This window comes from Nocardia sp. NPDC004415 (assembly GCF_053602435.1).
The window spans coordinates 20,093-33,447 of record NZ_JBSGDP010000010.1 but is presented as its reverse complement, the minus strand read 5'-3'; the positions used below and the strand labels follow the sequence as shown (position 1 = coordinate 33,447).

Genomic DNA, 13,355 nt, shown 5'->3' with positions numbered 1-13,355 from the left:
TTTTAGCGGCTGGTGCCGCGGGTTTTCGGCCCTGTGAGCCTCGCATCCGAGGGGCGATACTTCGGCTTCGCCGGGACGTCTCGCCCCTCGGATGCGAGGCGGCCGAAAACCGTGGGGGTTGGGTTTTCGGGGTGGCGTTGGTGGCGTCGGGTGGGGTGTGCCGTCGCGAGAGTTGGTTGCGAGTCGGACGGTGCTTGGGTTTGGTGGCGTCAGATGTATCTGTCTGTTGCGGGCGCGGCGGTGCTAGGGGTCCAGGGTCGCGAGGGCGGCGGTTACTTCTTTTTCGTGTGCGGCCTGGGTTTCGATGCCGAGCAGGACGGTGCGGGTGGCTTCTATGGCGGGGGGCTTGAGGCCCTTGAGGAATGCCAGGTCGGGGGTGGTGAGGGCGGTGGGGATGTCTTCGCCGCAGAGGGCGGCGACCGTGCCGGCGACGACGGCGAGGGCGCGGGGGCCGCTGGTGGTGCGGGCGACGAAACCGTGGTCGGCGTGGGCGATGCCGGCCAGGAAGGCGGCCAGGTCGAGGTCGGGGATGTCGACGTCGACGGGGTCGGGGGTGCTGCCTTCGGGGCGGAGCAGGCCCGCGACCAGGCTGCGGCGGGCGGGGGTGGAGAGGGTGACCAGGACGGGTTCGTGGTCGTCGTGCGTCATCCGATCACCGTAGACGGGAATTCTCGACAGTTCATAAGGGGTGTCCTCTTGCACGGAGCGGCTTCGTAACTTAGCTTAGGTTTACCTAATCGTCAGTCCGCGGAGGTTGTCATGTCGAGCCCCACCACGATCGTCGCGCCGACCACCGCGGAGCGGGTGCGCAGCGCTTGTGCGCACGCGGAGACCGCGGTGCTCGCGTTGCCCGGCATCGATCCGGTTCCCACCACGCTGCATCACCTGCGGCGCTGTGGCGATGCCGTGATCGCGGTTCCGGCGGCGTCGATCGCGGCGGCCCTGGCGGCCACGGCCAACGAGACCTCGGCGGTCCTCGAACTCACCGACCACGCGCCGCTGCCGCTGCGCGAGCCGGTGCGGGCGCTGGTCTGGCTGCGCGGCTGGGTGCGGCAGGTGCCAGCGCAGGCGCAGCGCGCGCTGGCGGTGGAGATCGCCAAGGAGTACCCGCACCCCGGCCTGCTCGACATCGGCCACACCACCACGCTGCTGCGGGTGGTGGTGAACTCGGCGGTGCTCGCCGACACCTCCGGTGCCGAATCCGTCGACCACGCCGACCTGCGCGCCGCCTCCCCCGACCCGTTCTGCCAGATGGAAAGCGCCTGGCTGCAGCACATGGCCGAGGACCACGCCGATGTCGTCGCCCAGCTCTCGCGGCACCTGCCCACCCGCCTGCGCGGCGGCATGGTGCACCCGCTGGCCATCGACCGCTACGGCCTGACCCTGCGCGTGGAGGGCCCCGAGGCCGACCACGATGTGCGGCTGCCCTTCGCCACGCCCGCCGACGACGTGGAATCGCTGAGCAAGGCCGTGCGCATCCTGGCGGGCTGCCCGTTCCTGAACGGCCTGCGCCGCATCTGATCCCGGCCTGCCTAGACTTCGCTGCAGCCGGTCGGCGCGACGCCGGCCCGACCGACAGCGAAGGAGCAGGCGCCTGAACGCCGGAGCGCAGACCCCGCCACCGCAGACCCGCGAGCTCAGCCGCCGCGAGATCCAGTGCGAGATCGTCATCGTGTTGCTGGTGACCTTCGGGCTCAGCGGCATCAGCGCGGCCCTGTCGCTGATCGACTCGGCGCTCTCGCCCGGTGGCGTCGGCGGACGGACGGTCGCGCTCAACGCCTCCCGCTCCAACAATTCCCTGCTCGACCTGCTCTTCCAGCTCGTCGGTGTGACCCGGCTGCTGGCCTGGGCGGCGCTGGGCCTGTACCTGCTGTGGCGCAGCGGGATCGGGCCCCGGCTGATCGGTCTGGCCAGAATCCGGCGCGCCGATGTGCTGCCGGGAATCGGGCTGGCCGCGCTGATCGGCCTGCCCGGCCTGGCGCTGTATCTGATCGCGCACGCGCTGGGCTTCAGCGTGACCATCGTGCCCAGTTCGCTCTCGGAACACTGGTGGCGGCTACCGGTGCTGGTGGCCTCGGCGTGCGCGAACGCGGTGGCCGAGGAAGTGCTGGTGGTGGCCTATCTGCTCACCCGGCTGCGCAAGCTGGGGTGGTCGGAGAACTCGGCACTGCTCACCTCGGCGCTGCTGCGCGGCAGCTACCACCTGTATCAGGGCCTCGGCGGCGGGATCGGCAATATCGTGATGGGGATCATCTTCGGCCGCTACTGGCAGAAGACCAACAGATTGTGGCCGCTGATTCTGGCCCACGCGCTCATCGACGCGGTCGCCTACCTCGGCTACAACGTGCTGCGTGGACGCGTGTCGTGGCTGCCATGACCGGCGTGTCGCGGCGAGTTCGGCCACTCGACCGCGTTTCGCGCTAACACCGGCGCCCCCGCGGGGTATCCAGTAGTGACCGAGCGCGCACAACCGGCCCGCGCTCCCGACGATCAGTAGAGTTTCACGGTGATGAACGGCGACGATCCACGCAGGCGCCGGGTGCCGCCACCCCAGGGCCGCCCCGGTCAGCCGCCGCTGCCACCCGCCGAGGCCGGCCCCGCGGGCGGTCGACGCCCGCCCGGCGGCGACCCCATGGCCGCGCGCCGCACGCCACCGCCGGGCGGCCCCGGCCGACGCCCCGTCCCGCCACCGGCCGACGGACAGACCGTCCGCCACACTCCGCCGCCGGACCGCAGGCCCCCCGCCTCGCACATCGAGCCCACCCAGGTCATGCACCGCGACGGCCGTGGCGACCAGCCGCTGGCCTACTCGCAGATGCCGCGCGAGCACGTCAAACCCCGGCAGCCGCATGCCCAGCCGCCGCCGCGGCGCGAGCCCATCCGGCACGCGCCGACGCAGCGCCCGGTCCCGCACCACGACTCGCTCCCCCCGCGCCGCACGCCCCCACCTGCCGACGCGGGCAGGCAGCCGCAGCCGCCGCGGCGCAGGCGCAGGCGTCATCCGCTGCGGTGGTTCACCGTGCTGGTGGTGCTGCTCGTCGTCGGGCTCGTCGCGGGGATCGTGCACCTGGACAACTCGCTGACCCGCATCGACGCGCTCACCTCCTACAGCGACCGGGTCGGCAACACCCCCGGCACCAACTGGCTGCTGGTCGGCTCCGACAGCCGCGGTGACCTGACACCCGAACAGGAACAGGAACTCGCGACCGGCGGTGACATCGACGGCACCGAGCGCACCGACACGATCATGCTGGTACACATCCCCGGCTCCGGGCCGACCACGATGGTGAGCCTGCCGCGCGACTCCTACGTCAGCATTCCCGGCTACGGCAAGGACAAGCTCAACGCCTCCTTCGCGCTGGGCGGGCCGGAACTGCTGGTCCAGACCGTGGAACAGGCCACCGGCGTCCGCATCGACCACTACGCCCAGATCGGTTTCGGCGGCTTCGCGAGCGTGGTCGACACGCTCGGCGGCATCGATGTGTGCCTGGACGACCCGATCGTCGACCCGCTGGCCGGGCTCGACCTGCCCGCGGGCTGTCAGCGGCTGACCGGCCCGCAGGCCCTCGGTTTCGTGCGCACCCGCGCCACCCCGCGCGCCGATGTCGACCGGATGAACCACCAGCGGATCTTCATGTCGGCGCTACTGAAGAAGGCGACCAGCATGGGCACCCTGGCCAACCCGTTCGCGCTGTGGCCGATGGCCACCGGGGTCGCGGGCTCGCTGAAGGTCGACGAGGGCGACCACATCTGGAACCTCGCGGCACTCGGCTGGGCGATGCGCGGCGACACGGTGACCACCAGCGTCCCGATCGGCGGCTTCGACGACACCGATGTGGGCAACGTGCTGCTCTGGGACAAGGCCAAGGCCCCCGACTTCTTCGACGCGCTCGCCAACGATCGGCCGATTCCGGAGGACCTGCTCACGCGGTAACGTCGATGTATGGCCGAGGATCGTACGTTTCCCGACATGCTGCGCGACCAGGTCCGGCACGGTCTCACCAGTGCCCAGCAGTATCTGGCCGCCGCGGTCTACTTCGATGCCCAGCGCTTGCCCGAGCTGGCCGCGCAGACCTATGCCAGATCCGCGGCGAACCGTGGCCACGCCATGCGGATGGTGCAGTATCTGCTCGACCGCGAGGCGGGCGTGACGATCGGTGGGCTCGACGAGATCCGCCCGGAATTCGATTCCCCGCGCGCCGCCATCGCCTTCCTGCTCGACCGTGAGCGGACCACGACCGCGCAGATCAGCGCGCTGGCCGCGACCGCGCGGGAGTCGGGTGATTTCCTCGGCGAACAATTCATGCAGTGGTTTCTGCGCGAACAGATCGATGATGTCGCCGAGATGGACACTCTGTTGACGGTGCTGGACCGGCAGGACAATTTGTTCGATGTCGAGGAATTCATTCGCCGCGAACTGACCGCCGCGGTACCCGTCGACACCACCGCGCCACGCATGGCGGGCACCGCTTAGGGGACGCTCAATTAGGAAATACTTGGTTAGGGAATACTGTCCTCAATAAGGCTGCACTTGGATGACAAGCCCTCTGACCAGGGATAATGTTGCGGCCATGTCGATTCATCCGGAACCCCCCCGCAGTAAATTCCACGGCCTGCTCCAAGATCAGATCCGGCATGAGTTCAACGCCGAACACCAGTACATCGCGATCGCTGTGTGGTTCGACAACAACGACCTGCCGCAGCTGGCCAAGCGGTTCTACGCCCAGTCGGTCGAAGAGCGCAATCACGCCATGATGATCGTGCAGTATTTCGTCGACCGGGATATCGCCGTCGATATCGCGGGCATCGACGCGGCCAAGTCGAGCTTCGAGAACGCCCGTGAGCCGATCGAGCTCGCGCTGGCCCAGGAGAAGACGGTCACCGACCAGATCGTGCGCCTGGCCAGCACCGCTCGCGAAGAGGGCGACTACCTCGGCGAGCAGTTCATGCAGTGGTTCCTGAAGGAACAGGTCGAAGAGGTCGCGCACATGACCACGCTGCTCAACATCGCCGATCGCGCCGGGTCGAACCTGTTCGACCTGGAGGCGTTCATGTGGCGCGAGCTCAGCACCACGAAGGAAGCCTCGGGCGCGCCTGCCGTCGCGGGCGGCAGCGTCTAGTTCGTGACCCCGGATTCGGCTCGCGCACCCGCGAGCCGAATCCGTCGTGTCACCGGCCGGTCAGCGCAGGGTGACCTGACGCGACCGCAGACCGTCGCGCGAACGGCGCTCGGCGCTGGTCATCTCCGCCTTCGACGCCAGGGCCTCGGCCAGGCGGGCGCCGAATTCGCGCGCGGGCGCCTCCCACTCGGTGGGGTGACGCTCGGGATCGAGGTCGAAGACCGGCACCAGCAGGCCGTGCGTGCGGAACGAGCCCGCGAAGCGCGAACCCTCGCCCATGTGCAGGCCACCGGTGGCGTGCACGCGGGCCAGCGCCAGCATCAGCGCGTCCTCGTCCTCGGGACGCACCCAGCGCACGTGCGCCTTGTCGCCCGCGTCGACCCACCAGGCCGCGCCGATGCCGTCGGCACCCAGATCCAGCCGCGCCGAGGGCATGATCGCCTGCTTGGCCTGCTCGATGGTGGCCGCGACCTGCGGGTCCGGGGTGACGCCCTCGGGCACCCACCAGTCGAAGTCCTGGTGCACGGTCAGCTCGAGATCGGCGCCCGGGTCGATGACGTCGGCCAGGCGCGGCCCGCCCGCCACCGACTCCGCCGAGGTCAGCGAATCGCCCGGCTCGGCCGACTGGGTCCACAGGATGGCCGCGGCGATATCGGCCGACGCGTCACCACCCTGGTACTGCATCTGCGTACCGACGAAGCCGACCGGCTCGTCGGCCGCCCGCACCAGCGCCGCCACCGCACCCGGCAGCACCGTCGCCAAGGTGACCTCGCGCTGGGCGGCCACACCCGGGGCCAGCTTCAAGGTCGCGGTCGCCGACGGCACGAACTCCCGCAGCGCCACCAGATCACATTCGGCAGCAAGCCCCTCGAACGGCCGCGTCACGGCCGCAGATGCCTGCTCCTGCGCCGCACGCCGCTCGGCGAGACGCTGAGCCCGATTACTGTCGGGCTTCGGACTGTTCCGCTTGCTTTTACCCACGCGGAAAGTCTAGGGCGAGCGCCTATGGCACCGCTCACTCCCCCGTCACTCAGTTCAACACGGCTTTGGTTCGCGCGGGGTGGTTGGTGGCGATCCAGCTGACGCCCAGGTCGGCGCACAGTTTCACGTCGTCGGGGTCGTCGACCGTCCAGCAGTAGGTGGCGCGGCCCGCGGCGGCGGCCTTGTCGACCAGTTCCGGGTGTTCGCGCAGCGTCTTCACCGACGGGCCGACGGCGGTCGCGCCGACCGTGGTCGCGGCGCCGCCGCCGAGGAAACGTGAGGACTCGCCGAGCAGCACAGTGGGCAGCAGCGGCGCGGCGCGGCGGATGCGCCAGACCGCGGTGGCGGCGAACGACATCACCACCGCGCGCGAGTGGTCGGCCGAGGCGGGGGTGGCGATGCCGAAGCGCTGCAGCTCGGCGAGCACCTTGTTCTCCACCAGGGCGCCATAGCGCACGGGGTGTTTGGTTTCGATGAACAGCTTGGTCGGCCTGCTGCGCCAGTCCAGGACCAGGCTGATCAGGTCGGCCAGGGCCAGCACGCCCTGCGGTTGTTCGGCGGTGCCGAAGTTCATGTCCTGGAGTTCGGCCAGGGTCAGTTCGCTGATCAGGCCGGTGGCGTCGGAGGTGCGGTCGACGGTGCGGTCGTGCACGCAGACCAGGTGGCCGTCGCGGGTGAGCCGGACATCGCATTCGACGCCGTCGGCTCCCTCCTGCAAGGCCAGCTCGTAGGCGGCGAGGGTGTGTTCGGGTCGGGTCCCGGACGCGCCGCGATGCGCGACCACGAACGGCGCGCGATTGCCCTGGGTCACTTGGCCACAACCTCCTCCAGCGCATTCTCGCCGGTGCCGGCGGAATCCGCGCGTTCGATCGCCGCGGGCGCACCCGGCTGGACCGGGGCGATGACGACCTGGGCGGGGTCGGCCGCGCGCACCCAGCGGTGTGCGGTGCGGGCTTCGCCGCGCAGGTCACGACCTTCGAGCAGACGCACCGTCCACAGGGTGAGCACCGCGAACGCGGCCGCGCACAGGTCGCTGAATCCGGTGAACGAGACGCCGTCGGCCTCGGCCTGCAGGGTGCCCGCGTCGCGCCACAGCGTCGCGGCGACCAGGATCAGCCCGCTGACCACCCAGGCCGCCCACCAGACCCGCACCGCGCGCAGCGCCCGCGGATTCGGGTCGGGGCCGAGCAGTTCGGTGAGGAAGACGCCGGGCCAGATCAGGTTCACCCCGGGGATCAGGCAGCCCGCGATCAGGGTCCAGCGCCTGCGCGGATCACGGTGGCCGTCGGCGGCGAAGGCGTCGCGCCGGGCCTCGATCAGCCAGGCCACCAGCGACAGCGCGGTCACCAGGGCGACGATCGGCGCGAGCGTGCCGAAGACCCACACGGCCGAGTCGGACAGCCACAGCAGCCATTCGGGGATGAGCCGTGTGCGGTTGCGCAGCAGGATCAGATACCGGCCGTATTCGGCCAGGCCGGCCAGCAGGAAGACCTGCACGCTGGCCATGAGCAGCTGGTCACGGCGCGCGGCGAGCCCGCGCAGCGGACGGCGCGGCGCCGCGGTGGCCTGCGGCGGGGCGTCGAGCAGGCCCCAGCGCGGGGTCTCGGTGTAGTGCGGGGTGGGGCCCAGCGGAGCGGAGGTGCTCGACGCGGTGGGCCGCCGGGTGCGGTGGTCGGGCCTGCGGGCGACCCAGCGGTAGTTGCGCTGCGCGGCGGGGGCGTCGACCGTGCCGGGCGAGAGCAGCACGCCCCGGCAGCGCGGGCACCAGTGCATCGGCGCGCCCTGCACCGCCCACCGCGCGCCACAGCGTGCACATGGTTGCACCACCGAACTCACCCGCGCACCCCGTTCCGGACTAGTAGATCTTGGCTTCGTGCTCGCCGTCGGCGACCACCGGGCGGCCGGTGCGCTGCCACGCCACCATGCCGCCCGCGACGTTCACCGCCTCGTACCCGATATGGGCCAGATACCGCACGACCTCGATCGAGCGGCCCCCCTGCCTGCACACGACGTACACCTGCGCGTCGATGTCGATCTCGTCGAGCCGGGCGGGCACGTCGACCATCGGGATGTGGATCGCGCCGGGCGCGTGCCCGAGGGCCCATTCGTCGGGTTCGCGCACGTCGAGCAGCTGGGCGCCGGGGGCCGGTTCGGCGTCGTCGAACGCGGCGGGTACCGCACCCACCGGCACCGTCGGGACATCGGAGCTCGTCACGCCTCGATCCTGCCATGCCGGGCCAGGGCCCGGGCGCTCCTGTGCGGGGTCGGTGCATCGATCCCGGTTATCCACAGAATCCACAACTTGATCCACAGGTCTCAGCTATCGGTCAGCACACATTCATGAGGATCGGGCTATCAACCGATGTCGAGCCCTGGGACGACTAGCGGGAACGACCGATCCGGGACTCCCCTCCATGTCATCCCGGAGCGGTCGTTCGCCGCTGACGTCGGGATTCCGCGGTCTCAGCGGTCCCGACATCTACTTGGACGCGAGCCGGCTCGATTCGGTTCCATAAAAACGACATCCGTAGAGAAAATCCTAAATCCTGGGATCTGGGCGGGCGGATCGGTAGCCTGAGCGCATGAACACGAGCAGGGGGCTACTCGACAGTTTCGACATCAACGGCCTGAATACCGCTTTGTCCGAATCCACCTGTCTCGGGGTAGAAGTGGACGCCGCGGCCGGACGGCTGCAACTCGCCTTGGAGGTGCTGACGCTACCCGCGGACGGACCCGCGCCCACCGACACCAAAGTCCTGCTCACCTTCACCGGCGTCACCCGCGTCGCCGCCTCCCTGCGCATCCAGCGCTGGGACGACATCGACGCCCGCGTCCTGCCGCTGACCCTCGACCAGCTCGACGACGCCATCGAGAGTTTCGGCGGCGGCGGCCTGCACGGCTGGGAGTTCATCGACCTCGACGACAGCGGCTGGACGCTGTGGAGCGAGCTGCTCAGCTTCGACACCGTGCTCGATCAGCGCATCGCCGCGCATGTCATCGAGTTCTCCCAGGAAGAGGGCATCGACCCGCGCGAACTCGACGTGCGCGTCTGGTTCGACCGGATCACCGTCACCGACCTGGCGGGCCAGGAGATCCCGATGGCGGAGTTCATCGCCGGCGGGCGCCGCTGGTGGGCCGCACACGATTCCGGTGACGCGCGGGCCTCCAAGGCGGACGTCGCACCGCCGCTGTGAGTCACGCCGAGCGCGCGTATTTCCCGGCGCGCACCACCACATTCACCTCGCGGTGAGCAGAAGGGGAATGTGGAGGCGCGTGTAGAAGGTTGCAGCGAGCGGGTGTACGAATGATGGTTGGTGTGCTCGAACGGATGGGCGCACACAGCCCGACACAGGAAAGGGACAACGTGGCCGAGTACACGCTGCCGGATCTGGATTACGACTACAGCGCACTGGAGCCCCACATCTCGGGGCAGATCAACGAGATCCACCACTCCAAGCACCACGCCGCCTACGTCGCGGGCGCCAACACCGCACTCGAGAAGCTGGAAGCCGCTCGCGAGTCCGGCGATCACGGCGCCATCTTCCTGCACGAGAAGAACCTGGCGTTCCACCTGGGTGGCCACACCAACCACTCCATCTGGTGGAAGAACCTCTCCCCCAACGGTGGCGACAAGCCCGAGGGCGAGCTGGCCGCCGCGATCGACGACCAGTTCGGTTCGTTCGACAAGTTCCGCGCGCAGTTCACCGCGGCCGCCAACGGCCTGCAGGGCTCCGGCTGGGCCGTCCTGGGTTACGACACCCTGGGCCAGAACCTGCTGACCTTCCAGCTGTACGACCAGCAGGCCAATGTGCCGATCGGCATCATCCCGCTGCTGCAGGTCGACATGTGGGAGCACGCCTTCTACCTGCAGTACAAGAACGTCAAGGCCGACTACGTGACCGCGTTCTGGAACGTCGTCAACTGGGCCGACGTGCAGGACCGCTTCGCCCGCGCCGTGGGCCAGGGCAAGGGCCTCATCTTCGGCTGAGTCCCGCCTCGAGAGACCTCCCAGCGCACCGCTGGGAGGTCTTTTGCGTTGTTTGCCCAGTTCCTGGCACTCAGTGGTACTTGTGTGCCAGATGGGTTTCGGGTTATCCCTGATCTATACGGGCAAAGTCGCCCCCGGACATCGGGAGGCCATCATGACGACGCAGGGTCCGATCGGGATCACGCCGTTCCAGGCGCGCGGTCAGCTGTGTGGGTTCGTGGTCTCGGGCCGGTGGCCCGACACCACCAAGGAGTGGGCGCAGGTGCTGGTGCTCGCGGTGCGGGTGGCCTCGATGCCCGGCCTGCTGCTGACCACCACCGTGTTCGGGGTGCGCGAGGAACTGCCCGACGATCCCCAGCCCGGCACGGTCGGATTGGTGCTGGCGGAGGGTCCGGTGCTCGGCGACGAGGCGATCGAGCCGGGGCGCTTCGCCGCGCACGTGCCGCCCGCCCTGCTGATGCTGCATCCACCGTCGGAGACACGGCCCTCGCTGCCGGAGTGCGCGGGCGCGGCGTCGGGCTGCGTGCTGTTGCCCGGCGTGCCGCATCTGGGCCTGGAGCACCGCGCGGCGTGGGCCGAGGCCGAACTGGACGGGACGGTCACCTCGCTGGTGAGCCGGGTCGGGATGGATCTGATCAGTGATCCCGACACCGCCGTGCTCGCGATGCTGCTGGCGGCCTGAGGCTTTCGGCGAGAAGCGGTCCGGCGAATGGCTGGCAACGGCCGTCCGGACCACCGGAATCAGGGCACCCGAACTATCCGGGCCGCTCAGCCAAACTTATTGTGGCCAGGGCGATTTCGATTACACAGGGTTGGCATCTCGGCAGCTATCGGGCTAGGGTGGACAGCAGCGAAGGGGAGTAGCCCGCAATCACACAGTCGACATACTGATCGGCGCCTCGGCGCGGTCCGGCTGTGTGAACCGGTGACCACCGGTGGGCGAGACCTTCGGCCACGAACCGATCCGTAGACCGGTGTGGCTGAAGGCGCACCCGTCTCCTCAGCCACAGGCCGGAGTGTTGTCCTGGGAGCTGAATTCATGATCACCACGATCCTGTTGAGCTTCGGCGTGCTGTTCCTCGCCGAACTCGGCGACAAATCGCAGCTGATGGCGCTGACCTTCGCGCTGCGTTATCGCTGGTGGGTGGTGCTGGCCGGGATCAGCGTCGCCAGTGTCGCGGTCAATCTCATCGCCGCCGGGGTCGGCCATTTCCTCGGTACCGCGCTGCCGGCGAACGCCATCGCCGTGGTCACCGCGCTCACCCTGCTGGCCGTCGGCCTGTGGACCCTGCGCGACGCGCTGGGCGCCGCCGACGAGGCCGACGAGACCCCCGCGCCGAGCACCCGCAATGCCTTCCTGGTCGTGATCTCGGCCTTCATGCTCGCCGAACTCGGCGACCGCACCATGTTCGCCGCCGCCGCGCTGGCCTCCAACAACAGCTGGCTGGCGGTGTGGATCGGCTCGGTGGCGGGCATGGTCGCCGCGGGCGCGCTGGCCATCCTGGTGGGCAAGCTCGCGGGCAAGCACCTGCCCGAACGTGGCATCGCGATCGCCTCGGGCCTGCTGTTCCTGTTCTTCGCCGCCAAGACGGTGCTCGACGCCTTCGTGCCCGGTCTGGGTGGCTGGGGCAGTGTCGCGGTGGCCCTGCTGGCGCCCGCCGTGACCGGCGCGGGCGTCGGCGTGTGGAAGCTCAGCCGCAAGAGCGTGCCGAGCCCGGCCGATCAGCCGGCGAAGGCGTTGCCGTAGAGCGTGCCGGACCGGCTGGCGAGGGCGATCAGCTCGTCCTTGAGGCCGCGCAGGCTGTCGAGCTCGTCGGCGGCGATCCGGCCGGTGACCATGGCGCCGATCGCAGCGGCCAGGGTCGCGCAGGCGAAGCGTTGCTCCTCGGTCTCGGCGCCGAGCATGGTGGCCACCACCTCGACGAAGCGCTGTTGCAGGGCCATCCGCGCCTCGATCGCGGAGGGGCCCACCGCGTAGACCTCGACCAGGAACAGCCGGGCCGAGGCGGGATCGTCGATCATGTGGTCGAAGTAGGCGGTGAGGATGCAGTCCATCCTGGTGAGCGCGTCGGTGTCGGCGCACTCGGCGATCACCGCCTGCAGCTTGGCCGCCAGCAGGCCCGAGACGCGATCGAATGCGGCGGCGAAGCAGTCCTCCTTGGAGCGGAACAGCTCGTAGAACGTCTCGCGGGAGACCCCGGCGCGCTTGAGCACCGCCGCCACCGGCGTGCCGACGTAGCCGCCCTCGGTCATCGCCTCGCCCATCGCGACCAGGATGCGCTCACGCTGGGAGGCCACCACCTCTTCGCGGGAGAGGTGGTGCCTGCCGCGCGGCAGCGGGCGCAGTGCCGAATCGCTCATCGTCGTTCCATTCTGCGTGGACGGGCAGGCTGGGTGGTGGTGAACGGGACTTCCTCGGTGCGGGCGATCTCCACCGCGCGGTCGACCTTGTTGCCGAGCAGGCGCTGCACCACCAGTTGCGCCAAGGGTCGCACCGGCAGCACCAGCGCCACCCACCAGGGGGAGACCACGGTCCTGGATCGGCGGGCGATGGCGCGTTCGAGCGCCTCGACGGCCGGTCCGATCGGCGAGATGCCGGTGAGACTGATCTCGGCGAGGACGGTGTGCGCGGCGGTGGTGCCGAAGCCGCGCCGGGTCATGTCGGTGTCGATCTCGGCGAAATAGCTGATGCCGACCCTGGCGCCGGTCGAGCGCAGCTCGCAGCGCAGGGTGATGGCCAGCGCCTCGATCGCGGCCGCCGAGGCGCTGTAGGCACCGGCCAGCGGCAGCTGGACCGCGGTGGAGATCGACGACATCATCAGCACATACCCGCCCGGTCGCGCGATATGCGCCCCCGCCGCCTGCACCACATAGGCCGCGCCGAGCACATTGACCGCCAGCGTCTCCTCGAGCACGCCGGGGTCGCCGCCGATCATGGCCATCTGCTTGGCGATCCCGGCATTGGCGACCAGCACGTCGAGCCCGCCCAGCTCGGCCACCAGCGCCTCGACCACCCGTTCGACCTGCGCGCGGTCGGCCACATCGCAGTAGCGCCAGGGCGCGTCGCCGCATTCGGCGGCCACCTCGGCCAGCAGTTCGGGTTCGAGACCGAGCAGCGCCACCTGCGCCCCCTGCGCGGCCAGCCGGACCGCCAGCGCCGCGCCGATCCCGCGCGCCGCACCGGTGATCAGTACCTTGCGCCCGGCCACCGATGGCCCGGAGAACCAACTCATGACGGCACGTTACCACCGGAAAACACGCCTGTT

At 69.8% G+C, this 13,355-nt stretch carries 16 protein-coding genes; 9 read left to right on the top strand and 7 right to left on the bottom strand.

Going from position 1 to position 13,355, the window contains the following annotated elements; translation table 11 throughout:
* Positions 1–243: 243 nt before the first annotated feature.
* On the bottom strand, positions 244–648 hold the full coding sequence (locus ACWEMY_RS07270; protein WP_452389255.1) for a hypothetical protein: 405 nt from the start codon (positions 646–648) through the stop codon (positions 244–246).
* Positions 649–759: 111 nt separating this feature from the next.
* Between ACWEMY_RS07270 and ACWEMY_RS07265 the strand changes: the two genes are divergently transcribed.
* The 5 genes from ACWEMY_RS07265 (at position 760) to ACWEMY_RS07245 (ending at position 5,120) form a co-directional block, all read left to right on the top strand.
* Positions 760–1,521 (top strand): DUF2470 domain-containing protein, encoded by a 762-nt coding sequence (locus ACWEMY_RS07265; RefSeq protein ID WP_375932297.1) that lies wholly within the window; start codon positions 760–762, stop codon positions 1,519–1,521.
* Between the two features lie 73 nt (positions 1,522–1,594).
* Positions 1,595–2,377, top strand: a complete 783-nt coding sequence (locus tag ACWEMY_RS07260; RefSeq protein ID WP_452389310.1) for a CPBP family intramembrane glutamic endopeptidase — start codon at positions 1,595–1,597, stop codon at positions 2,375–2,377.
* Between the two features lie 132 nt (positions 2,378–2,509).
* Positions 2,510–3,934: an LCP family protein gene (locus tag ACWEMY_RS07255; RefSeq protein ID WP_452389254.1), complete on the top strand. Its 1,425-nt coding sequence runs from the start codon at positions 2,510–2,512 to the stop codon at positions 3,932–3,934.
* Positions 3,935–3,943: 9 nt separating this feature from the next.
* Positions 3,944–4,474, top strand: coding sequence for a ferritin (locus ACWEMY_RS07250; protein ID WP_452389253.1), 531 nt, complete (start codon positions 3,944–3,946; stop codon positions 4,472–4,474).
* Between the two features lie 97 nt (positions 4,475–4,571).
* The gene (locus ACWEMY_RS07245) at positions 4,572–5,120 is read left to right on the top strand and encodes a ferritin (protein ID WP_375932292.1); all 549 of its coding nucleotides are present in this window, start codon (positions 4,572–4,574) and stop codon (positions 5,118–5,120) included.
* A 60-nt stretch (positions 5,121–5,180) separates the two neighbouring features.
* On the opposite strand, the gene ACWEMY_RS07240 is transcribed toward ACWEMY_RS07245, so the two are convergent.
* From ACWEMY_RS07240 to ACWEMY_RS07225, 4 genes are read right to left on the bottom strand one after another with little or no spacing between them, the layout of a single operon-like run.
* Entirely contained in the window at positions 5,181–6,101 is a 921-nt protein-coding gene (locus tag ACWEMY_RS07240; protein WP_452389252.1) for a DUF5926 family protein, read from the bottom strand.
* 49 nt (positions 6,102–6,150) lie between these two features.
* On the bottom strand, positions 6,151–6,912 hold the full coding sequence (locus ACWEMY_RS07235) for a glycerophosphodiester phosphodiesterase (RefSeq protein ID WP_375932286.1): 762 nt from the start codon (positions 6,910–6,912) through the stop codon (positions 6,151–6,153).
* A complete protein-coding gene (locus tag ACWEMY_RS07230; RefSeq protein ID WP_375932283.1) occupies positions 6,909–7,937 on the bottom strand; it encodes a DUF4328 domain-containing protein in 1,029 nt (342 codons plus the stop codon). The genes ACWEMY_RS07235 and ACWEMY_RS07230 overlap by 4 nt, the downstream gene beginning before the upstream one ends.
* 19 nt (positions 7,938–7,956) lie before the next feature.
* The gene (locus ACWEMY_RS07225) at positions 7,957–8,316 is read right to left on the bottom strand and encodes a rhodanese-like domain-containing protein (protein ID WP_375932280.1); all 360 of its coding nucleotides are present in this window, start codon (positions 8,314–8,316) and stop codon (positions 7,957–7,959) included.
* 367 nt (positions 8,317–8,683) lie between these two features.
* Here ACWEMY_RS07225 and ACWEMY_RS07220 point away from each other — a divergent pair, with 367 nt between their 5' ends.
* The 4 genes from ACWEMY_RS07220 to ACWEMY_RS07205 all read left to right on the top strand — a co-directional run bounded on the left by ACWEMY_RS07220 (position 8,684) and on the right by ACWEMY_RS07205 (position 11,836).
* Positions 8,684–9,295 carry a hypothetical protein gene (locus tag ACWEMY_RS07220; RefSeq protein WP_375932278.1) on the top strand — a complete coding sequence of 204 codons (612 nt, stop codon included), beginning with the start codon at positions 8,684–8,686 and terminating at the stop codon, positions 9,293–9,295.
* Between the two features lie 170 nt (positions 9,296–9,465).
* A complete protein-coding gene (locus ACWEMY_RS07215) occupies positions 9,466–10,089 on the top strand; it encodes a superoxide dismutase (RefSeq protein WP_375932275.1) in 624 nt (207 codons plus the stop codon).
* A 154-nt stretch (positions 10,090–10,243) separates the two neighbouring features.
* A complete protein-coding gene (locus ACWEMY_RS07210) occupies positions 10,244–10,771 on the top strand; it encodes a peptidase (protein ID WP_375932272.1) in 528 nt (175 codons plus the stop codon).
* A 357-nt stretch (positions 10,772–11,128) separates the two neighbouring features.
* Positions 11,129–11,836 carry a TMEM165/GDT1 family protein gene (locus ACWEMY_RS07205; RefSeq protein ID WP_375932269.1) on the top strand — a complete coding sequence of 236 codons (708 nt, stop codon included), beginning with the start codon at positions 11,129–11,131 and terminating at the stop codon, positions 11,834–11,836.
* On the opposite strand, the gene ACWEMY_RS07200 is transcribed toward ACWEMY_RS07205, so the two are convergent.
* Both ACWEMY_RS07200 and ACWEMY_RS07195 read right to left on the bottom strand, forming a co-directional pair.
* Positions 11,812–12,450 carry a TetR/AcrR family transcriptional regulator gene (locus tag ACWEMY_RS07200; protein WP_375932266.1) on the bottom strand — a complete coding sequence of 213 codons (639 nt, stop codon included), beginning with the start codon at positions 12,448–12,450 and terminating at the stop codon, positions 11,812–11,814. The genes ACWEMY_RS07205 and ACWEMY_RS07200 overlap by 25 nt on opposite strands.
* Positions 12,447–13,322: an SDR family NAD(P)-dependent oxidoreductase gene (locus ACWEMY_RS07195; RefSeq protein ID WP_452389251.1), complete on the bottom strand. Its 876-nt coding sequence runs from the start codon at positions 13,320–13,322 to the stop codon at positions 12,447–12,449. The genes ACWEMY_RS07200 and ACWEMY_RS07195 overlap by 4 nt, the downstream gene beginning before the upstream one ends.
* Positions 13,323–13,355: the final 33 nt, after the last annotated feature.